The organism is Chitinophaga terrae (ex Kim and Jung 2007) (assembly GCF_900107795.1).
GTDB lineage: Bacteria > Bacteroidota > Bacteroidia > Chitinophagales > Chitinophagaceae > Chitinophaga > Chitinophaga terrae.
The window spans coordinates 38,489-58,258 of the sequence record NZ_FNRL01000007.1 but is presented as its reverse complement, the minus strand read 5'-3'; the positions used below and the strand labels follow the sequence as shown (position 1 = coordinate 58,258).

Sequence of the window (19,770 nt, the reverse complement as noted above, 5' to 3'; positions counted from 1 at the left end):
AGGTTATTTTTTCTTGACATTTTTCAGTTTATCCATTCCCTGGATGTTGACCGCCCCGGCGATCTGCGAAACTTCGTTCAGGTCGATCTCCCCTACCAGGCTCATTACCATGAATTCGTTCGAGCCGTTTACCAGCATGATCAGTTCTGTGATGTTGCCTTTGCCGTTTTCACGTACCATGAATTTCATGTCGCTGTCCTTATCCCGGAGGGTCATCAACTCTTCGTAATCGTTATTCAGGAAAGCCGCTGCTTCCTTGAATAACCGGCCGCCGTCCCTGGTATTTTCCCGGGCCAGGATCCGGAGCCCTTTCAGCTTTTTGATCACAGCCATCAGGTTTTTGGAGTCGGGATCGTTGGCGTCGAGTTTGGCAAACATCCCGAACATTTTCGGGGTGATGGTCACCACGGTGAAGTTGCGGTCATTCTCGTACTTCTGGAAGAAGCGTTCCGCTACGCTTGCCTGCTGTTGGGCCTGCAAGTGGAAGCTGGATATGACCGCGATTAATAAAAAAAGGAATCGTTTCATTTTGACTTTACTATTTATCAGGTTTTAGAATGACCAGTATTTTATTTTCCTTCGATCACCTCAGTTGCATCATTGAAATAAGATAACTTCTGCATCTGGGTAGTTCCTTTGTTCAGGTTCTTTGCCAGTAACCTGAGCGCTTTTTTCGTTTCTTCAAGAGCATAACGCGGATCGTCTTCCATATGCTGCGCTGTGATCCTTGTTTCCGTTATCTCTGCTCTTTCTCCCCTGTGCTGAAGCCCGTAACCCAGTCCCAGGGCCATTAACAGCATAGCTGCATATTTCATCCAGTGCTGAACCGGCGATAGTTTTACCACTTTTGTTTCTTCTCCCGGCCAAACCACTTCCCTTACCGCCTCTGTATGCAGGTAGCTGAACAAGGGGGCAGCTTCCTCCAGATCGGGGGGCAACGCCGTGTGCGGAGTACTGAAAAATTCGCGCAGTATCGCTTCTTCCTCCAGGGAGGTTTCACCTTCCCAGTATTTTTCCACTAACCCGCTGATCAATTTATAATCCATATACCTGAAGATTTTGAAGTTTCTCCCGGACTGCTTTCCGGGCACGATGCAAATTCACTTTCACTTCATTCATATCCAGGTCCAGTATTTCTGCTATCTCCTGGTATGAATGCCCGTCTATATCCCTTAACTGTAAGATCGTCCTGTACTTTTCCGGCAACGCATGAATGGTGGCGTGTACTTTCTTCATTACGTCATTCTGCTCGCTCATCGCATGCGGGTTTTGCTGGTGCTGGGCCGGCAGCTCCCCCGCGTGATCCAGGTCGTCGTGCCTGCGGTATTTCCTCGACTTCAGCTTATCCAGGGCCAGGTTCCGTGTAATTCTCATACACCAGGCCTCTGCATTCTGCAGATCCGCCATTTTTTCCTGCTGGTCCCATACTTTCATCAGCGCGTCCTGGGTAATGTCCTGGGCGTCTTCCTCGTTACCTAGCAGGCGGTAAGCAAAGCGGTAAAGCTTTTGCCTGACAGGTACAACTTGTGATAGGAATCGTTCTAATGACATTTCAGAATAGCGCGTTTGGTAAGAAGACGACTGTAAAAAGAAGATGTTACAAAAAATCTGATATTTTTTTTCAGCAGGTAAAATTACCCGGCCAGGCTATTGTTCCAGTTTGATGCGCGGGTCTATCCAGGAATATAACAGATCCGCCAGCAGGTTGACGATCACGAAGATGCCGGCCGTAAAAAGGATGGCTCCCATTACTACCGGGAAATCAAATTTATCCAAAGCATCTACGGTTATTTTCCCTATGCCTTTCCATCCAAAAATATATTCTACGAAAAAAGCGCCTGCCAGCAATTCGGCAAACCAGCCGGTAATAGCGGTAATAACCGGGTTGAGGGCATTGGGAAGGGCATGACGCCAGATCACCCGGGAACGGGTAAGCCCTTTTGCATATGCGGTACGGATAAAATCCTGGTGCAATACATCCAGCATGGCGCTCCTGGTAAGTTGAACGATAATGGCCAATGGGCGGATGCCAAGCGTAAGAGCGGGTAAGATAAGATTGCCCAGGTTAAGTATCCTTCCCCTGAAAGGATCGATGTCGAATAAACTGCCTGTCATATGCAAACCTGTGTACTCGCTGAGCACAAAGCCAAACAGGTATGCCAGCACTATGCCGGCAAAGAAAGAGGGAGCGGAAATGCCGGCCACACTGGCCAGAATGGCGCCTGTGTCCATCCAGGTATGTTGTTTAACGGCCGATAACACGCCCAATGCAATCCCGATAAGAGTTGCCAGCAGCATAGCCGCAGTAGCAAGTATCAGCGTACCGGGCAAGGCTTCCAGCAACATATCCCATACAGGTTTCTTGCTTTGATAAGAACGGCGGAGATAAGGCGTTTTGAGCATCAGTTCCTTGTCGCCCCCTACTTTAAACAGCCCTATAAAACTGAAGTTCCCTTTCGCGGCTGCAGGTTCGTATATCCCGATGGGCGACAGGTCATTTATATAATATAAAAACTGCACCCCGGCCGGTTGGTCGAGATGCAGTTCTTTACGTACATTTTCCAGTGAGGTAACATCTGCCCGCTGCCCGAGCGTAAGCCTGGCGGGATCGCCCGGCAGAACGTTGAACAGGAGAAATACCAGTACCACTACTCCAAAAAGTACCAGTAGCCCGTATCCTGTTTTTTTGAGCAGCAGCCGGATCATGACCTACGGAATATCGTTATAAGACCATTTTCCTTTGATCACACCGCGATCCAGCAGCATTAATGTCGGGTTGCTTCTTCCCGCGGTTTTAATAGCTACGCCATCCATCTGTACGAATGGGAATTCCAGGCCATGTTCTTTCTGGAACGCAATGATCTCTTCCTTGGTAGAAGCGCTTACGCCGTAGATCAGTATTTTCTGATCTTTCCATTGCTGTTGCAGCGCTTTGATCTTTTCGTCCCAACCTTTACCGGCTTTAGCTACATTCTGAACGAGGAAGAGGTATGTTGGTACTTCAGCCGTGAGAATGGCCTCTGTTTGATTAGCGCCGTCAAAGTCTGTAAGAATGAAATCCTTGATCGCCGGTTCTGCGTTCCCTTTCTGGATCAGTTTATCCTTACGTTCAACGAACTTCCAGGTACTGTCTTCCCACGGATAATTCTTTTCGGTGAATTCTTTCTTCTGACCATCTTTCTCGTATACAAATATCATTTCATATACATCAGGTTTAGCGCCCGGAGGAAGTTTCATTTTTTCAGGGATGCTGTTTCCTACCTTGTAAGGCAGACAGTCGATGAATGGCAGATGACGGAACACATACCATTGAATGGCAAAGGAGAAAACTGTTGCTGCCAGCATAACGATGCCTGCGCCTTTAAAGAGCGGCGGTATCTGTTTTCGGTAAAAGAAGATCACCAGTATCAGTACCAACAGGGCCACATCTTTCCAGAAGGTTTCTACCGGTGTGAGTTTAATACAATCGCCGAAGCAACCGCATTCGCGGATGGTACCGCTGAACAGGGCGAAAGCCGTAAGGAAAGTAAAGAATATAATGAGCAGTAATAGGAGAAAAGAGAAGATACGCATCCGGTAGCCGATCAGCACCGCTACGCCTGCAATGATCTCGAAGGCGTTCATGCAAATAGAGAAAGCCAGGGAATAAGGGGAAAGAAAAGTGAGATGCAGTACCTCGAAAAATTCTTCCATCTTATAACTGAGTCCGAGCGGGTCGTTTGCTTTTATCAGGCCCGAGAAAATAAATAAGACTCCAACGATTATACGAAGCAGGCTAAGGATAATTCTCATAAAATAGTTTAATGGTTAAGTGATCAGTGAAGATAACTATAATCACGCGTTACTGTTCGCTGATTTTGATGAGCGCAAACAATGCGTAGTTGATAATATCTACATAATTGGCATCTATCCCTTCAGATATCAGCGTTTTACCGTCGTTACGCAATATCTGTTTTATCCTCAGCAATTTGGTAAGAATGAGATCAACGAATGATTGCTGGCTCATATCTCTCCAGGCTTCCCCGTAATCATGGTTCTTGGCTTCCATTACGGATTGCACAAACGCCATTTTCTCGTTGTACAGCTTTTCGACGGTATCTACCGGCAGGTCTTCATACGGGTTGCCTGTCTGTTCGAGCTGGATAAGCCCGATGATGCCATAGTTGACAATTCCCTTGAATTCCCCTTCAATATCATCCGCTATTTTCTGAGTGCCGATCTCCTGGATATTCCTGATCCGCTGTGCCTTGATAAAGATCTGATCTACCACTGAAATGGGACGTAATACGCGCCATGAGGTGCCGTAATCCCTTGTTTTCTTGATAAAAATATCTTTACATCCGGTGACAGCTTCCTGGTATTGTTCTAATGTGTTCATAGCTTTTTTTGGGGAATGAGGGCTTATAATTCAATCATTCCTAATTCTTTATTCTTAGATTTGCTGGCAAAATAAAGAATTTCGGTGAAACCATATCATATCCATCCTTCACCATTGGCGATCAATTGCAAAGGCCGATTGTTATCATTGAGTCAACCTGTGGTGATGGGTATCATTAACCTGACAGAAGACTCGTTCTATGAAAGCTCGGGTACGCATGAATTGCACCGGGTAGTGGAAAAAGCGGGGCAACACCTGGCAGAGGGAGCGGCGATACTGGACCTGGGCGCACAGAGTTCGCGTCCCGGCGCTACGATGATAGGCCCCGAAGAAGAGATCCGCCGCCTGATGCCGGCTATCCACGCTATTCTGAATCACTACCCTGAAGCGATCATTTCAGTGGATACCTGGTATGCGCAGGTTGCGGAGCGGGCTATACTTGCGGGGGCTGCAATAATCAATGATATCAGTGCGGGGGACCTGGACCCCGGTATGATCCCCATTGCCGGAAAGCTGCAGGTTCCTTATATTGCTATGCATATGCAGGGCAAACCTGCTACCATGCAGGAAAAGCCGCAGTATACCGATGTCGTGGCAGAAGTACTTGATTACCTGAAGCAAAAGCTGGCAGTTTGCAGGGCTGCAGGGATTAAGGATTTTGTGGCAGATCCGGGATTTGGTTTTGGTAAAACCCTGGCACACAACTATGCCCTGATGAATCATCTCCAACTCTTTGGAGAAGTGCTTGGCGTACCTGTGTTGACAGGGATTTCAAGAAAGTCGATGATTTACAAGTTATTAGGGAATGGACCAGCAGACTCACTGAATGGCACTACCGTCTTAAACACAATTGCTTTACAGAAAGGCTCAAAAATATTGCGGGTACACGATGTAAAAGCCGCTGTGGAAGCGGTAAAGATCACGGAGATGATGCGCGGTAATTAAATCAGCATTTAAACAAAAGTATGAAGGAAGTCATTAATTTTTATGGAGTGGAATACCGCTGGCTGGATGTACTTGATCTGTGTATCGTGATCTTCCTGATCATCCAGCTTTACAGGTTATTAAAAGGTAGTTTAGCCTTCAATATTTTCGTAGGTCTTTTAATGGTATATGCAGCTTACTTCCTGGTAAGATACCTGCAAATGCCTATTCTTACCAATATCTTACAGAACTTTATCAATGTTGGTATCATTGCCATCATTATAATTTTCCAGCCGGAGATCCGGAAGTTCCTGTTGGTATTAGGAAAGAAAACGCCCCTGAGCAAGGACAGTTTTTTTACCAAACTGTTCCTTCCTGATAAGTTTAAGAGTTATAAGGAAGAAGAAAATATTATTAACGAGATTATTGTGGCTGTCAGCCGTATGCAAAGTACCTACACCGGGGCGTTGATCGTATTGGCAACCACTTACCGGGTGAAGTTCGATTCGGCTTCCAGTATTTCTATTGATGGTAACGTCAGCGCCAAGTTGCTGGAAAGTATTTTTGAGAAGCAAAGCCCGTTGCATGACGGGGCGGTGATCATTGTAGGCAACAAGATCCTTGCTGCAAAGGTGATCCTGCCTGTGTCGGAAAACCCTAACCTGCCTACCAGGATCGGGTTACGCCATCGTTCGGCCGTTGGCATCACCGAGCATAGCGACAACCTGGCTATCATCGTTTCAGAAGAACGAGGCACTGTCTCCTACGCCATGGATGGAGTCCTGACCCAGGACGTTTCCCTGGAAGACCTGAAAGTAAAATTATACGAAGTGTTGATAGACGGCTACTCTTGAGAAGTTTCACGCAAAGTGGCTAAGGAAGCCAAGAGCGCAAAGATTATATTAAGAAAGCAAAGAGAGCAAAGAATATGTTATACAACACAATCTTTGCTCTCTTTGCTTTCTTATTTTACTTACTAAAATTCTTTGCGCTCTTGGCTTCCTTAGCCACTTTGCGTGAATACTTTGCGTGAAACTATTTAGTTGGAGCCGGCGCTGGTGCTGGTTTGCCAGGTACGATGTCTAATAATTGGACGTCGAATACCAGGGTGGAGTTAGCCGGGATCACTGGGGGACTACCCTGGAAGCCGTAAGCTAACGGGGAAGGGATCACCAGAACAGCTTTGGAACCTTTTTTCAGGCTGCTGAATCCAACGTCCCAACCTTTGATCACCATACCTTGTCCGATAGGGAAACGGAGCGGGGTCAGCGGACCCGGACGCATAGTAGAATCGGTGCTGGAATCGAATACTTTACCATTCAGGAGTTTACCTGTATAGTGAACAACTACGGTATCGCCGGTATTAGGAGTAGCGCCGGTACCTTCTTCGGTAACTGCTACATAAACACCTTCAGCGTTTTTAGTTGCTTTCAGTTTGTTTTTGTCGAGATATGCCTGGATATCTTTATCTTCTTTCGCTTTTTGAGCGGCAGCAGAGTACTTATTTTCTACTACGAAAGTGATTTTCAGTTTGTCGCCTTTTTTACCAAAAGGAGGACGTTGTTGAGCTGGGATAGAGTCCCAAGGCACGATAAAGGTAGCGCTGTCACCTTCGTGAAGTTGAGCGATGCCTTCCATCAGATCGTATCTGCCCTGAGGTTTGCTAACGACGATAGGGAATGCTGCACCCAAAACCTTGCGGGATTCACCGATGAGGGAATCATTCAGGCGTTGATACACATCCACAAAGGCGGTATCACCTTCCTTCAGTTGAGGACCGCTTCCGGTTTTGTGAACGGTATACTCAATACCGCCCGGTGTTTTTTTAACACCTGTACCGCAGCTGGCCATGAACATGCCTAAAGCAGCAGTAGCAACTAAAAACTGATTGTGTTTTTTCATTTGATTGTATTAGTAGATTGAAATACTGTGGTTATTTATTGTAACAGCGCTTCGTTTTCTTCAATGGCTTTGATGAAACGTTCGGCTGTTTTTTCAAGGGAGTCGGTGCTCCGGCCTCCTGATGCGTTAAAGTGTCCGCCTCCATCGAAGTACTTGCGGGCAAAAGCATTCACATCAAAATTGCCTTTCGAACGGAACGACAGTTTTACTTCTGAATTACGGTCAATGATCAAGGCTGCCAATTTAATACCTTGGATCGACAGTAAAAAGTTTACCAGTCCTTCGGTATCACCTGTCTGCAGGTCGAACCTTTTCAGATCAGTATATGGTATAGCCAGCATTGCGGTGTTGTATTCATAGAATACTTCCATCCTGTTAAGCAGGCTATGTCCCAGGAACCGGAGGCGGTTTTCCAGGAAGTTGTCATAGATCGCCTGGTGGATCACTTCGTGTTTCAGTCCCCTGTCCATCAGGTCGGCTACCATCCTGTGAACGGCGGCGGTTGTGGAAGCGAACCTGAAAGAACCTGTGTCGGTAACCGTGCCGGCATAGATGCACTGGGCAATCTCCATATTAATATAGTGCTCGTCTCCTAATTTGTAGATGGTTTCATATACTAACTGGGCTGTAGAGCTGGCAGATGTATCGCTTATCCCATATTCGAAATCAGGCTGCGGTTCCAGGTGATGGTCGATCAAGATACGGATACAATTCAGTTTTTCAAGATGCGGAGCCAGATTTTTTGTTCTGTAGAAGGCGTTAAAGTCCAGGCAAAAGAGCAGATCAATGCCTTCTAATGCCTGTAAAGCCCGATCAGTAGACGATTCGTAATCGATAACCTGGTCGGCCGCCGGCATCCATTTCAAAAAATCCGGGAAGTTGGTAGGTGAAATTACAGTTACCTGGTGACCTTTTTGAATCAGATAATGATACATTGCTAAAGAAGATCCCATAGCATCTGCATCTGGTTTCTGATGCATTGTAATAACCACTTTCTTAGGGGTCTCCAGTAAAGGCTTAATTTCCTCGATCGGCTTCATTAAAAAACTGTAATGTTAAGAGTTGATTTCCAATCACAACAAGTGGTTGAAACAGAAAACGAAGTGCGAAGTTCTTTATTTGGGGCAGAATTTCAAAATTTTTTACCGCTAAAGAAAATGTAATTACTTTTGCGGCCTAATCTGTAATTCGGAATAAAACATATATGAGCAACAGAACATTTACTATGATCAAGCCTGATGCAGTAGCAAACGGGCATATTGGCGGCATTTTAAACATGATCAACGCGGCTGGTTTCCGTATTGTTTCCATGAAAATGACGCAGTTATCTACTGCTAAAGCAGGTGAATTTTATGCAGTACACAAAGAAAGACCTTTCTACGGTGAACTGGTAGAATTCATGAGCAGTGGTCCAATCGTGGCAGCTATCCTGGAAAAAGAAAACGCAGTAGAAGACTTCCGTAAACTTATTGGCGCTACTAACCCTGCTAACGCAGAAGAAGGTACTATCCGTAAAAAATATGCTGAGTCTATCGGCCGTAACGCTGTTCACGGTTCTGACTCCAACGAAAACGCAGCTATCGAAGGCGATTTCTTCTTCAGCGGCCTGGAAAAATTTTAATTTCCAACTGTTTTCTAAAATCTCTTAGCCGGTTATTTTTTAACCGGCTTTTTTATTTGATAATCAATTTATTAAGAATGTTAATTAAAGTAAAATAGCAAATAAGAAGTCTTTTCTGCCAAATTGTCTCACACACTTTAAATTATTTCAAATATCTTCTCGAAAAAACGTCGGTTTTCCCCTTAATTTACCCTTTAAAACGAAAATTTATTGATCCTAATAAACAATTGATATTCAAACTATAACAATATTATAATTAAAGTAAGTTAGCAAACAGCATTATCAAATATAAATATTTTTAATACTTCTCCCCTATTTTCATCATTTTCCTAAAAAACCTATCTTGCCATTCATGTGGGAATCATTCAGAACACTATTCAAAAATTACCTCCGGCTGGAGAAATCACTATCCGATCACTCCATCCAGGCCTATGTCAGAGACGTCGAAAAACTTGAACAATACCTGCAAGCCAACGGGAAAGAAAAATACAGACCACAGGATGTTACCCTGGAAGACCTTCAACAATGCATCAAATGGATCTTCGACCTGGGCATGTCAGCCACTTCACAAGCCAGGATCATTTCAGGGCTCAAAGCATTTTACAAATTCCTGCTGCTGGAAGACATGACAAAGGAAGATCCCTCACAACTGCTGGAAGCCCCTAAAACTTCACGTAAGCTACCGGATGTACTTACCTTCGAAGAAATAGAACAGATGATAGCCGCCATAGACCTGGTAGACCCCCGGAAAAAAGAAGATGAAGGGATCATCTATGAAGGATACAGGAATAAGGCTATCCTGGAAACCATGTATAGCTGCGGGCTCCGGGTCAGCGAAGTTACCAGCCTGCAGATCAGCCAGGTATACCTGGATATAGGTTTTGTAAAAGTGATAGGAAAGGGAAACAAAGAACGGATCGTACCAATGGGTACTGCCGCCCGCAACGAGATCAGCTTCTACCTGAAACGGATACGCCCGAACTTCCCTGTAAAATACGGCGACGAAGATACCCTCTTCCTTAACCGCCGGGGCAGAGCCCTTAGCCGGGTAATGATCTTCCTTATTATTAAAGAACTGGCTGAAAAGGCCGGTATCAAAAAAGTGGTTTCTCCCCACACCTTCCGGCATTCCTTCGCCACACACCTGGTAGAAGGCGGCGCCGACCTCCGGGTAGTACAGGAAATGCTGGGCCATGAAAGTATTACCACAACGGAAATTTATACGCATATCGACAGGGAATTCCTCAGGGACACCCTGCGGCAGTTCCATCCCCGCTTTTAAAAACGGAAACAGCTACCGGGGGAACGGTAGCTGTCCTTTTTGCTATAATGGGCACAAACACCTGGCGTATTCGCCTCCCTTTCCGGAGGTAGGCTTTTCGAACAAAATATGACCGTCTTTTACAACAGACTGGAATAGGTTAACAAACGATATGCGTCACTCTTCTTTTTTCGTGTACCCTTTAACGTCATAAGTTCAGACAACCAGTCGGAAGCTTTTTTAACTCTCGAAGGTTTAAATACGATATCTACCTGGCTGCAATGGCTTAGTTCTTTTCTTTCTGGGTGCTCGGCAGCTTTTTTATTTTCTTCCCAAACCAACTGTCCATCCCTGTATATCTTAAAATACAACTGCGGACCTGTACCTACCTGTCCGTTCCTTACGGTTATCATCCTTCCCTTCCCGATCTCCTTCCTGGAAAAATACAGGTAATAACGCCCTGTCTCATTCGTATAGGCTTTACCGATAACTTCATCGTTGAGGGCGTTATAGGCTTCAACCATCAGGCCTGGCTGCCCAACCCTTCCGGGCGCTTCTTTTACAAGGCCTGTTACAACCCAGGCCCCGGCATTGGCATAGATCTGCTGCCAGATATCGGCGGGAATCACATAGGCATAGGCGCCTACATAACCGGCGTTATTCCTTTTCCAATGCAGCACCAACCTGCTCAGGTGAAAATTCCGGGGCCGGGTGCTTCCATTCTTTCCCGGTAACTGGTCCAGGCACAGATCCAGTTCCAGTTCCTCTGTGAACAGGTGCACCTCGTTCCACGACAAGCTGAAATTACCCTTGCTGTCTAACACTGCCTCAGCGATCAACCTGTCGGCTTTCAATAATACTTCCTTTGCAGAAAGCGGCTGCATGTCGCTGAACATATCTTTAGCCGTCTGCTTGTTCCCCCGGGCTTGCAGGGCTGGCAGGTAAACCCTGATCCGGGCATTGACCAATGGTTCCACGCAGTCGTGGCCAATCAGTGCTGAAATGTTTCCGATTAATAAGTAGCTCATATCAATGTTTTTTACTTTAGAAAAATGGGCTAACGCATGAAAGGAAGTAAACTACTATTACCAACTCCCACAGGGAGCAAAGCGTGACAAAAAGTTTGGCAACTCTACCTACCGCTTGGTTGAGTTGCAAAGGTTGGTAAGATTTAAAATGGAATCAAGCGTTTAAAAACTGAAAAATTACATTCCGTATTTATACGTAATGCGACGGCGATTGTCGGCCGTCCCGGTTAATCACCAACTTATCATGCGTATAAATACGCAATCCATACAGGAGAAACACTGAATCTTTACTGCAGTCAGGCTGTGAAAAAATAGCGGAAATCCAAAAGGGTCCTGGGTATAAGTATTTCTCCCATTCTCCTTCCTTTACAGGAATATAAATAGCAGAAATATTGCAGGTGAACAATTTTGTAATAATTTTATTGCCATAATTTTAAAAACTACCTCTATGAGCGATTCTTCAAAAAGACCTATCCCTTCCGATGCGGGTGCATTTATTACCCTGGAAGAGATGAATGAGTTAACAAGTAATCATGATGCCGAGTTTGCTGCACAAAAATCTTTAGGGCAACATGTTAAAGCCATGTGTTTTGGTAGAGACAAAGTTATTGAGCTTTTGGATCAACCCGGCGCTGTGGCATTAAGAATCTATTATGGTATTAAGATCGATACAGATGGCGATGGTATCAAGGAGAAAAAGATGGTATTAGTTGCTGTGGATGAGGAAGGCAACGATATTCTCCCTCCATCCCAGGAAGAAGCCAAAGCTGCTGCGGCCCAGGGCATACAATCGAAAGAATTGTCTGCCAAGATCCTGGACGCTGGTATCCCTTGCCCTACCTACTGTACAGGCGGCAAAGGAGGAAAAAGCTAGGCCGCGATCACTCAGTAACTAAAACCAGTTAAGTGGAACTTTTCAGAATATTATTCTTTGTAATGTTAGGGATCGAAATTTTACTTTTGATCCCTTTTACATGGAAATACAAAACACTCGACAAGACCAGCAAGACTATTTATTATTATCTGATCAGTAGTATTGTTTTTGCCATAGGCAGCACGGTTATTGCCAAGCTATCCAAGGATAGTAATAACATGTGGTTCTTTGCGATCATGTATTTCATCCAATTTTTAATCCTATCCTTATTTTATAGTGCTGTAATCAAAAATGTTAAGATTCGAAAGGCGATAAATATCTTGCCCATACCGGTGTTAATTGTTTTTATTCTGGACTTGCTTAAACTGGAAGGGATCCAAAACTATAACTCTCTTTTTACAACCCTCAGATCCTTTATTCTGCTGGTATATGCGATCATTTTCTTCCTGCAGTTATTAAATGATAGTGAACTGATTGAGAACGCTATATTTATTAACTCGCTGGCTGATTTCTGGTATAACTCCGGCTTATTTCTCTACCTTTGCAGCTCATTTCTTTTTTCTCTCACTTATAACTACCTTGCTTCAAGGGGACCGTTACCTGAAGCTACGCTAAGTATCAGTTTCATAGGAGGCATCCTGCAACTGATTCTGTTTTATATAGGATTCTTGAAATTAGTTAAAAGGAGATAATGAGTTTTGTAGAAATAGTAATTATTGGGGCAATTGCCATGGTACTGCTTGGCGCCATGGTAGTGGGACTGGTTATATGGCAACAGAAATTAGTAATTCAGCATAAACTTACCATCCAGAATAAAGACCTGCAACTGCAACGCGAAAGACTGATAGCCGTGTTGCAGGGACAGGAACAGGAACGCAAACGCATTGCAGAAGACCTGCACGATGAAGTAGGTGCGCAACTTTCTGTGCTTAAGTTAAACTTAGGCGGATTACAACCCCTCTTAAAAACCGGCAATGGTGAAGCAGAAAGATTAAAAGAAACCAAAGACTTTACAGATACCATTATTCAGCAGTTACGATTCATTTCCCAGAGCCTCCACCCCCAGGCCCTGGAAAACCTGGGCCTCTCACATGCCCTTGACTCTTTTTGTAACCTGATGAATAAGAACAAACAGGTGCAGATCACCTTTAAGACAAATGATAACGGACAGGCGCAAGCCATCGATAAAGACAAAGCCCTGAATATTTACCGCGTGGTGCAGGAACTGATCAATAACATATTAAAACACGCGCAAGCCACTACCGTAACGATCACCTATCAGCATACCCCAAATCAACTGATCCTTACTGTAGCCGATGATGGTAATGGCGCATTGGTTAATTCTTTACAGCAATCACGTAAGAAAACCGGTAGCCTGGGCCTCAAAAATATCGAAAGCCGCCTGAATATTATCAACGGAAATATTAACTTCACCCCAGGAACACCAAAAGGTACTTTAGCTACAATTACAGTAGATATATAGTTATCAATACAGAATAGTTGATACTTATGTTGTTTTATTACTAAATTGCCGTCCGGTTATGTTGATCCGTCGTAACGACATGACTTATAGTAATTTATTAAACAAAATAATGGCAAATCTGCTATAAACTGTCCACCTATGGCACACATAAAAGTGGCTATTGCGGATGATCATAAAATCTTCCGCAGTGGGGTAATCAACACACTTACCCCATACGATAACATCCAGTTCATTTATGAAGCTGACGATGGCTTACACCTTTTGCAACTTATGGAAAAAGAGTTGCCCGACGTAATTTTGATGGATCTGAAAATGCCGAATCTCGACGGCATCGAGGCAACAGTAAAAGTCAGGGAAAAATACCCGCAGGTTAAAGTGATCATCCTGACGATGTATGAAGACGACAACTTTATTGTACATCTTATTGAAAACGGCGCCAACGCTTATTTATTGAAAAACGCAGATCCGGAAGAAATCTATGAAGCTATTTGTATCAGCCACGAAAAAGGATTCTATTTCAACGAAAATGTAAACCTGGCCTTACTTAAAAAAGTACTGCATAAGAACAAACAGCAGTTTAAACCTACGCTCAAGAACGAGATCCAGTTGAACGACCGGGAACGGGAAGTATTAAAGCTCATCTGCAATGAACTGACCACGCAGGAAATTTCAGAACAGGTATTCCTCAGTCCCCGTACCGTTGAAGGTATACGCCAGAAGCTGCTGGAAAAGATAAACGTAAAAAATAGTGTCGGACTGGTGCTCTACGCATTCCGCAACGGCATTATCGAATAACTGTTACTGTAGTATAAAACCATAAAAAACACCCACCAACATCATGAGAACATTTAAAACTTTCGCAGCTGTGGCTGGCGCAATGTTATTGCTCCATGCCGGCAGCGCACTGGCACAGGGAATCAAAATGCCTGCTCCAAGCCCTAAACAAACCGTAAAACAGGACTTCGCCCTCTCGTCTATAGAGTTGAACTACTCCCGTCCGCAGAAGAACGGACGCGTGATCATGGGCGACCTTGTACCTTATGACAAAGTTTGGAGAACAGGCGCAAACGGCGCTACCACAATCACTTTCGGCGAAGACATCAGCTTCGGTGGCACACCGGTAAAAGCAGGTACATATGGCTTGCTGACCATCCCCGGCGCCAAACAATGGACAGTCATACTTACCAAAAGCCTGGACGTAACCAGTCCTGCCGCCTATAAACCCGAAAACGACGTTGCCAGGGTACAGGTTAAACCAGTGGCGTTGCCGTTCAGCCAGGAAAGTTTCTTCATTGGCTTCGATAACGTGAAATCCAACTCCGTTGAACTGGATATTATCTGGGATAAAACAAAAGTTCCTGTGAAGATCACTGCCGATATCGACGCTACTATCACTTCACAGATCGAATCAGCTATGCAGTCGGATAAGAAGCCTTACTTCCAGGCTGCCGTTTATTATTTCGAAAATAATAAAGACCTGAACAAAGCTGTTGAATGGATCAACGAAGCCGCCAATCAAACTCCGGACGCTTTCTGGGTTTGGTACCAGAAAGCGCGTATCAATGCGAAGGCCAAGAATACCAGCGTAGCGAAGGAAGCAGCTCAGAAATCAATTGAACTGGCTACCGCAGCGAAAAACGACGACTATGTAACTTTAAACAAAAAGCTCCTGGCTACTTTGAAATAAGTTGCCTGATAAAAAAAGCGTCTCTACCGGGATGTAGAGACGCTTTTTTATTATAAGCTGTTATTATCAGGAATTTGCAACACGGGGCTTCTCCAAAAACAACTGGAACAGGTAAGCCAGCAAAATAACCAGCAAACACCCGATCGCGTTCAGCCAGAGAAAAGACACTGTGCCCGTCCAGTAAATGACCAGCACAACAATCTCCGAAACCACCGCCGACCAGAATGTGGCTGTCCCTCCCACTTTCTTCATGTAAAATGCTACCATGAAAATTCCCAATATCACCCCATAGAACCAGGAGCCCAGTACATTCACCACTTCTATCAAACTGCCAAGACTACCCGCAAACTGCGCCACTGCTATGCAGAACACGCCCCATACCAGGGTCCAGAGTTTGGATACTTTCAGGTAATGTTCAGGGCTGGCCTCTTTATTATAGATACGTTGATAAATGTCTATTACCGTCGTGGAAGCCAGGGAGTTCAATGCCGCTGCAATACTTCCCCAGGCGGCCAGGAATATTATGGCTATTAAAAGTCCTACCAGGCCTTTAGGCAAACTGTTTACCACAAAATGCAGGAAAATGTAGTTCGTATCGTTGGGGTCCGCCGTTGGATCCGCTTTTTTGATCAGGGAAATAGCAGAATTCCTCACTTCCTGTGAGCGTGTATCCGTTGCCTTTAGTTCGGATTTGGCGCTGGCAATACGTTCATGACTTCCGCCTTCAATAGCAGCCGCCAGGTTCTTTACCTGCGCCTGCTTTATCTTCCCCAAATCGTCATATTCTTTCTCCAATGCCATTAAAGCCGCCCCCTGCTCTGTTCTGTGCACTTTCGCCAGTTGCGCCTCGTTAAAGAAAATAGGCGCCCGGAAGTAGAGGTAAAACACAAACACCAACGCTCCTATCAACAAGATCACGAACTGCATGGGCACTTTTACCAAACCGTTCATCAGCAAACCCAAACGGCTTTCTTTAACTGATTTGGCAGTGATATAGCGCCCCACCTGCGATTGGTCTGTTCCGAAGTAAGACAAGGCGAGAAAGAATCCCCCGATGATCCCGCTCCAGATGTTGTATTTATCCTGCCAGTCGAACTTTGTTACAATCACGTTCAGCTTATCCATTTTACCGGAAACCTGCAGGGCCTCTTTAAAACCTATATCAGCCGGCAACAGGTGAACCACCATCCAGCCCGCCAGGAACATTCCCCCGAAGATGATCACCAACTGGAAGGTCTGGGTATAGGCCACCGCCCGGGTACCACCGGCCACTGTGTAGATGATCAGCAGACCGCCCATGATCATATTTGTCCAGTAAAGGTTCCAGCCTAATAATGAAGACAGGATAATAGAAGGCGCACAGATGCTGATCCCTGTCGATAACCCGCGCTGGATAAGGAAAAGACTGGATGCCAGCGTCCGTGTTTTCAGGTCGAACCGCCTTTCCAGGAATTCATATGCCGTATAAACTTTTAACTTATGAAAGATAGGAACGAAAGTGATGCACAGTACTACCATGGCAATAGGCAAACCAAAATAGTATTGAACAAAACGCATCCCGTCTGTATACGCCTGGCCGGGCGCCGAAATAAATGTAACCGCGCTGGCCTGGGTGCCGATGATAGATAATAATACGATATACCAGGGCATAGACTGGTTGTCCAGGAAATAGCTTTCCATATTCCGCTGGCCCCGGCTTTTCCATACGCCGTAGAGAATGATCATGGTGAGGGTACCAACAAGTACCACCCAATCTAAAATACTCATGAAAATGTTTTGGTGAAGCAATAAAAAAGCACGATCAGTAATACCAGCCAGGCAATCACTAATACATACCAGTAATTCCAGCTGGGAAATAATGGCGGCTTTTCATCTGCCGGGTGTTGATTTTCCATAACTTAATCCCTCGAATTACTTTTAGTCCACATACCTGAAGTAAGCAGTCCCAATGCTATTCCGATCACTAATCCAACCTGTACGCGTTTAATGGTGATACCCAGCAACAGGCCTATGACAATGCACAGACCTGCTGCTATTTTTAAACGCGGACGATTTTGTTGATGCCTCTTACTCATCTTGTCTGATTATCGCTTTTTAATGGAGAGCAGGTTTACGAAGATCCTGTATGCTCCTGGTACTCCTGCCGGCAATTGCCTGAAGAATGATAAGCCTGTGTACACGTAATTACCCTTTCCGTAGGGCGCTATTAAGGTAGATCCATCCAATGCCGGCTCGTTCTTATCATTCATTGTAAATATCTTTTGATAGGCTGAGTTTACGTTTGTCGTAAAATACAATCCCCTCTCCTGTACCCATCCGTCAAAGTCTGCGTCTGTAATTTCATTAGGATAATGAAACACTTCATTCTTTGGCTGGGTAAAGGTCACTTTCGCTTTTTCGTCCGTTACCCGGTCTCTGGACAGGGAGAAAGGATAAGGCCCCAGGTCGTTAATCACCAGCGGACCGTTCACGTTATACTGTACCAGCAGGTTCCCGCCGTTTTTCACATAATCCATCAACTTAGGCTGCCAGTATTTCATACGTCCGTTTACGTTATAGAGCCTTACGCCGGTAATGATCGCATCATACTGGCTAAGGTCGCCGTTCATTATTTCTTTCTCACCCAGCTCTGTTACTTCATAGCCAACCTGGCGTAATGAAGCGGCTACCATATCGCCGGCGCCGGGAATATACCCGATCTTATTGCCGTTATGTTTCAGGTTTACTGTTACAAGCCGCGCTGCTGCCGTAGGGAACAGCGTGATCAGGGGAATATGATCGTACCGGATCTGTTGCATGTCCTGGTTATAATTCTTGCCCTGGGTATGCATCACTACGGTGAAAGTATCTGCTTTATTGGTTGTTACCGTCTTAACCGGGTGCAGGTTAAAAGACAGGGTCATTTCATCTCCCTTCTGTGCCAGTTCAAATGGCTGGTTGTTATTGGAAGAAGTAAAGGAAGATGGCAATTTAAGTTCTACCGTGCCCTGTACGTTATCCGCCATAGCCCGCAGCTTCACAGCCACTGTTTGGGCTTTGGTATCTGTAAAGATATATACCTGGTTAGCGATATCCGCCACTACCGGCGGAGCGATGATCAATGGCTGATAGATCTCTCCTTTTACCGGGTCGGTATACTTGTATTGCAACGGACGGTAAATAGTAAAATCCTGTCCGCCGATCGACAGGTCGATGCGGGCCTGCAATGCCGGAATGTTTTCGGGATAGCCGATCCATGCCGGGTCAGGCGTGTTATACATGCCATACGGATGATCGGTAGCCAGCCAGTAAGGTTGGGAGAACGGCGTACCTGCCGGAACCTGCAGGTTTCGGCTCAGGGTTACCAGTTTATTATCCTGTAATGGTTGCTGGGCGCCCAGGGAAGTATTGCCCGGCAATACTACATCCTTTATCGAGGCTTTCACATTTCCCCTGTTGATCAGTTGTACGCTGGCATCCATATTTGTTCCCGGTACCACAACAGGCGCATTGCTGTAGGCTTCGGCCCATATGCCTGCGCAGGCGAAGATCAGTTGTTCGGTTTCTTTCAGTTTCTGGTTTTTCCAATATCCTTCCGGCAAAGCCTGGATCGCTTTGCGGATATCCAGTAAAGCAGGTACAGAGGCGGCAGGATTGTCTACCTGGAAAGCTGACAACGCCTGGTCTACCATTTTCCCAATGGCCTCACCGCCTTCCAGCCTTGTCCAGGTGGTATTAATGCCATCCATCAGGCTTTTCTTCGGCGTATCGCCCTTGATGGTCAGGAAGTATTCCTGTGAAGCGCCCCTGGAAGCGGCCACGCCAAATCCCTGGCTCTTGTGTTGGGAACGGCTTTCAGCGGCAATTTCCCCGAACCCTTTTCCAAGAAGCGGGTTGAAAGTGCCCACGTCGATCTTGAACTGGTCGTCGGAGGTGGTATTGGTAGATCCGAAATTAAAGGTATTCCAGAGCAACCTTTTAGCTTGCCATGGTTTCAGTGTTTTAAGTTGTTCGGGGAAGCGTTTAGGATCTGCCGCTGCGGCATAGGCTTCTTCAGCCAGCATAGCGGAAGCGGTGTGATGGCCATGACCAGCCCGGCTGTCGGCCGGGAAACGGCAGATGATCACATCCGGCTGGAATTTCCGGATCATGTATACCACATCTCCCAGGATCTTCTCCCGGTTCCAGATAGTGAAAGTTTCCGCCGGGTTCTTGGAAAAACCGAAATCCTGTGCCCGGGTAAAGAATTGTTCTGCTCCGTCTATTCTCCTGGCTGCCAGCAATTCCTGGGTCCTGATAAGGCCGAGCAATTCCGATTGTTCGTTCCCTATCAGGTTCTGGCCTCCATCTCCGCGGGTCAGCGAAAGATAGCCGGTCCTGTAACACTTCTCTTTAGCGAGGTAGCCCAGCAAACGGGTGTTTTCATCATCTGGATGGGCGGCGATATACAATACGCTTCCAAAGGTATCCAGTTTTTTCATTTGCAGCCGGATATCCGCGGCATTTAAAGCTGGCGACGGTTGCGCCCAGGCGCTGTTGCCTATCAGAAAAATAAACAGCAGTGTGGTATAGTATCTCAAATACATTAAACTAACGCGATTTACAGATTTTCAAAAGTAATAATTAATTGGAG

General features: G+C 45.5%; 21 protein-coding genes. 8 read left to right on the top strand and 13 right to left on the bottom strand.

Going from position 1 to position 19,770, the window contains the following annotated elements; genetic code table 11:
* Positions 1–3: 3 nt before the first annotated feature.
* The 6 genes from BLV62_RS09335 to BLV62_RS09310 all read right to left on the bottom strand — a co-directional run bounded on the left by BLV62_RS09335 (position 4) and on the right by BLV62_RS09310 (position 4,378).
* Positions 4–528, bottom strand: coding sequence for a DUF4252 domain-containing protein (locus BLV62_RS09335; RefSeq protein ID WP_089760981.1), 525 nt, complete (start codon positions 526–528; stop codon positions 4–6).
* Between the two features lie 41 nt (positions 529–569).
* Positions 570–1,046, bottom strand: coding sequence for a hypothetical protein (locus BLV62_RS09330; RefSeq protein ID WP_089760979.1), 477 nt, complete (start codon positions 1,044–1,046; stop codon positions 570–572).
* Positions 1,036–1,551 (bottom strand): RNA polymerase sigma factor, encoded by a 516-nt coding sequence (locus BLV62_RS09325; RefSeq protein ID WP_089760977.1) that lies wholly within the window; start codon positions 1,549–1,551, stop codon positions 1,036–1,038. Before BLV62_RS09325 ends, BLV62_RS09330 begins: the two co-directional genes overlap by 11 nt.
* Positions 1,552–1,647: 96 nt before the next feature.
* Complete coding sequence (locus BLV62_RS09320) at positions 1,648–2,706, bottom strand: ABC transporter permease (protein ID WP_089760975.1); 1,059 nt, start codon at positions 2,704–2,706, stop codon at positions 1,648–1,650.
* Positions 2,707–2,709: 3 nt separating this feature from the next.
* On the bottom strand, positions 2,710–3,792 hold the full coding sequence (locus BLV62_RS09315; protein WP_089760973.1) for a BT_3928 family protein: 1,083 nt from the start codon (positions 3,790–3,792) through the stop codon (positions 2,710–2,712).
* Positions 3,793–3,841: 49 nt separating this feature from the next.
* The gene (locus tag BLV62_RS09310; protein ID WP_089760971.1) at positions 3,842–4,378 is read right to left on the bottom strand and encodes a DUF1599 domain-containing protein; all 537 of its coding nucleotides are present in this window, start codon (positions 4,376–4,378) and stop codon (positions 3,842–3,844) included.
* 84 nt (positions 4,379–4,462) lie between these two features.
* Between BLV62_RS09310 and folP the strand changes: the two genes are divergently transcribed.
* Both folP and BLV62_RS09300 read left to right on the top strand, forming a co-directional pair.
* The gene (gene folP, locus BLV62_RS09305; protein WP_225889614.1) at positions 4,463–5,323 is read left to right on the top strand and encodes a dihydropteroate synthase; all 861 of its coding nucleotides are present in this window, start codon (positions 4,463–4,465) and stop codon (positions 5,321–5,323) included.
* A 20-nt stretch (positions 5,324–5,343) separates the two neighbouring features.
* Positions 5,344–6,156 (top strand): diadenylate cyclase, encoded by an 813-nt coding sequence (locus BLV62_RS09300; RefSeq protein WP_089760967.1) that lies wholly within the window; start codon positions 5,344–5,346, stop codon positions 6,154–6,156.
* 181 nt (positions 6,157–6,337) lie between these two features.
* Here the strand turns inward: BLV62_RS09300 and BLV62_RS09295 are convergent, their stop codons facing one another.
* Both BLV62_RS09295 and BLV62_RS09290 read right to left on the bottom strand, forming a co-directional pair.
* Entirely contained in the window at positions 6,338–7,204 is an 867-nt protein-coding gene (locus BLV62_RS09295) for an FKBP-type peptidyl-prolyl cis-trans isomerase (RefSeq protein WP_089760965.1), read from the bottom strand.
* Positions 7,205–7,239: 35 nt separating this feature from the next.
* Complete coding sequence (locus tag BLV62_RS09290; protein ID WP_089760963.1) at positions 7,240–8,244, bottom strand: DHH family phosphoesterase; 1,005 nt, start codon at positions 8,242–8,244, stop codon at positions 7,240–7,242.
* 164 nt (positions 8,245–8,408) lie between these two features.
* Between BLV62_RS09290 and BLV62_RS09285 the strand changes: the two genes are divergently transcribed.
* On the top strand, positions 8,409–8,825 hold the full coding sequence (locus BLV62_RS09285) for a nucleoside-diphosphate kinase (RefSeq protein WP_089760961.1): 417 nt from the start codon (positions 8,409–8,411) through the stop codon (positions 8,823–8,825).
* 352 nt (positions 8,826–9,177) lie between these two features.
* Positions 9,178–10,107, top strand: coding sequence for a site-specific tyrosine recombinase XerD (gene xerD / locus BLV62_RS09280; RefSeq protein ID WP_089760959.1), 930 nt, complete (start codon positions 9,178–9,180; stop codon positions 10,105–10,107).
* 119 nt (positions 10,108–10,226) lie between these two features.
* Here xerD and BLV62_RS09275 read toward each other — a convergent pair whose 3' ends face one another.
* Complete coding sequence (locus tag BLV62_RS09275) at positions 10,227–11,114, bottom strand: hypothetical protein (protein ID WP_089760957.1); 888 nt, start codon at positions 11,112–11,114, stop codon at positions 10,227–10,229.
* Positions 11,115–11,562: 448 nt separating this feature from the next.
* Here BLV62_RS09275 and BLV62_RS09270 point away from each other — a divergent pair, with 448 nt between their 5' ends.
* From BLV62_RS09270 to BLV62_RS09250, 4 genes are all read left to right on the top strand, one after another.
* Positions 11,563–11,988, top strand: a complete 426-nt coding sequence (locus BLV62_RS09270; RefSeq protein ID WP_089760955.1) for a hypothetical protein — start codon at positions 11,563–11,565, stop codon at positions 11,986–11,988.
* A 691-nt stretch (positions 11,989–12,679) separates the two neighbouring features.
* Positions 12,680–13,471 carry a sensor histidine kinase gene (locus BLV62_RS09260; RefSeq protein ID WP_089760951.1) on the top strand — a complete coding sequence of 264 codons (792 nt, stop codon included), beginning with the start codon at positions 12,680–12,682 and terminating at the stop codon, positions 13,469–13,471.
* A 138-nt stretch (positions 13,472–13,609) separates the two neighbouring features.
* On the top strand, positions 13,610–14,266 hold the full coding sequence (locus BLV62_RS09255) for a response regulator transcription factor (protein ID WP_089760949.1): 657 nt from the start codon (positions 13,610–13,612) through the stop codon (positions 14,264–14,266).
* Positions 14,267–14,309: 43 nt separating this feature from the next.
* Positions 14,310–15,158, top strand: a complete 849-nt coding sequence (locus BLV62_RS09250) for a DUF2911 domain-containing protein (RefSeq protein WP_089760947.1) — start codon at positions 14,310–14,312, stop codon at positions 15,156–15,158.
* 66 nt (positions 15,159–15,224) lie between these two features.
* Here the strand turns inward: BLV62_RS09250 and BLV62_RS09245 are convergent, their stop codons facing one another.
* Genes BLV62_RS09245 through BLV62_RS09240 form a run of 4 tightly spaced genes read right to left on the bottom strand, consistent with a single transcriptional unit; the run spans position 15,225 to position 19,723 of the window.
* Positions 15,225–16,925, bottom strand: coding sequence for a sodium:solute symporter family protein (locus tag BLV62_RS09245; protein ID WP_089760945.1), 1,701 nt, complete (start codon positions 16,923–16,925; stop codon positions 15,225–15,227).
* Positions 16,922–17,053, bottom strand: coding sequence for a hypothetical protein (locus tag BLV62_RS28785; RefSeq protein ID WP_258522418.1), 132 nt, complete (start codon positions 17,051–17,053; stop codon positions 16,922–16,924). The genes BLV62_RS09245 and BLV62_RS28785 overlap by 4 nt, the downstream gene beginning before the upstream one ends.
* A 3-nt stretch (positions 17,054–17,056) precedes the next feature.
* On the bottom strand, positions 17,057–17,233 hold the full coding sequence (locus tag BLV62_RS28285) for a hypothetical protein (protein WP_168927878.1): 177 nt from the start codon (positions 17,231–17,233) through the stop codon (positions 17,057–17,059).
* 9 nt (positions 17,234–17,242) lie between these two features.
* Positions 17,243–19,723 (bottom strand): PIG-L family deacetylase, encoded by a 2,481-nt coding sequence (locus tag BLV62_RS09240; protein WP_089760943.1) that lies wholly within the window; start codon positions 19,721–19,723, stop codon positions 17,243–17,245.
* Positions 19,724–19,770: the final 47 nt, after the last annotated feature.

Excerpts from the sequence above, each read along its gene's own strand:
- BLV62_RS09335 (WP_089760981.1), bottom strand. The coding sequence starts at position 528 with ATGAAACGATTCCTTTTTTTATTAATCGCGGTCATATCCAGCTTCCAC.
- BLV62_RS09330 (WP_089760979.1), bottom strand. The coding sequence starts at position 1,046 with ATGGATTATAAATTGATCAGCGGGTTAGTGGAAAAATACTGGGAAGGT.
- BLV62_RS09325 (WP_089760977.1), bottom strand. The coding sequence starts at position 1,551 with ATGTCATTAGAACGATTCCTATCACAAGTTGTACCTGTCAGGCAAAAG.
- BLV62_RS09320 (WP_089760975.1), bottom strand. The coding sequence starts at position 2,706 with ATGATCCGGCTGCTGCTCAAAAAAACAGGATACGGGCTACTGGTACTT.
- BLV62_RS09315 (WP_089760973.1), bottom strand. The coding sequence starts at position 3,792 with ATGAGAATTATCCTTAGCCTGCTTCGTATAATCGTTGGAGTCTTATTT.
- BLV62_RS09310 (WP_089760971.1), bottom strand. The coding sequence starts at position 4,378 with ATGAACACATTAGAACAATACCAGGAAGCTGTCACCGGATGTAAAGAT.
- BLV62_RS09300 (WP_089760967.1), top strand. The coding sequence starts at position 5,344 with ATGAAGGAAGTCATTAATTTTTATGGAGTGGAATACCGCTGGCTGGAT.
- BLV62_RS09295 (WP_089760965.1), bottom strand. The coding sequence starts at position 7,204 with ATGAAAAAACACAATCAGTTTTTAGTTGCTACTGCTGCTTTAGGCATG.
- BLV62_RS09290 (WP_089760963.1), bottom strand. The coding sequence starts at position 8,244 with ATGAAGCCGATCGAGGAAATTAAGCCTTTACTGGAGACCCCTAAGAAA.
- BLV62_RS09285 (WP_089760961.1), top strand. The coding sequence starts at position 8,409 with ATGAGCAACAGAACATTTACTATGATCAAGCCTGATGCAGTAGCAAAC.
- xerD (WP_089760959.1), top strand. The coding sequence starts at position 9,178 with ATGTGGGAATCATTCAGAACACTATTCAAAAATTACCTCCGGCTGGAG.
- BLV62_RS09275 (WP_089760957.1), bottom strand. The coding sequence starts at position 11,114 with ATGAGCTACTTATTAATCGGAAACATTTCAGCACTGATTGGCCACGAC.
- BLV62_RS09270 (WP_089760955.1), top strand. The coding sequence starts at position 11,563 with ATGAGCGATTCTTCAAAAAGACCTATCCCTTCCGATGCGGGTGCATTT.
- BLV62_RS09260 (WP_089760951.1), top strand. The coding sequence starts at position 12,680 with ATGAGTTTTGTAGAAATAGTAATTATTGGGGCAATTGCCATGGTACTG.
- BLV62_RS09255 (WP_089760949.1), top strand. The coding sequence starts at position 13,610 with ATGGCACACATAAAAGTGGCTATTGCGGATGATCATAAAATCTTCCGC.
- BLV62_RS09250 (WP_089760947.1), top strand. The coding sequence starts at position 14,310 with ATGAGAACATTTAAAACTTTCGCAGCTGTGGCTGGCGCAATGTTATTG.
- BLV62_RS09245 (WP_089760945.1), bottom strand. The coding sequence starts at position 16,925 with ATGAGTATTTTAGATTGGGTGGTACTTGTTGGTACCCTCACCATGATC.
- BLV62_RS28785 (WP_258522418.1), bottom strand. The coding sequence starts at position 17,053 with ATGGAAAATCAACACCCGGCAGATGAAAAGCCGCCATTATTTCCCAGC.
- BLV62_RS28285 (WP_168927878.1), bottom strand. The coding sequence starts at position 17,233 with ATGAGTAAGAGGCATCAACAAAATCGTCCGCGTTTAAAAATAGCAGCA.
- BLV62_RS09240 (WP_089760943.1), bottom strand. The coding sequence starts at position 19,723 with ATGTATTTGAGATACTATACCACACTGCTGTTTATTTTTCTGATAGGC.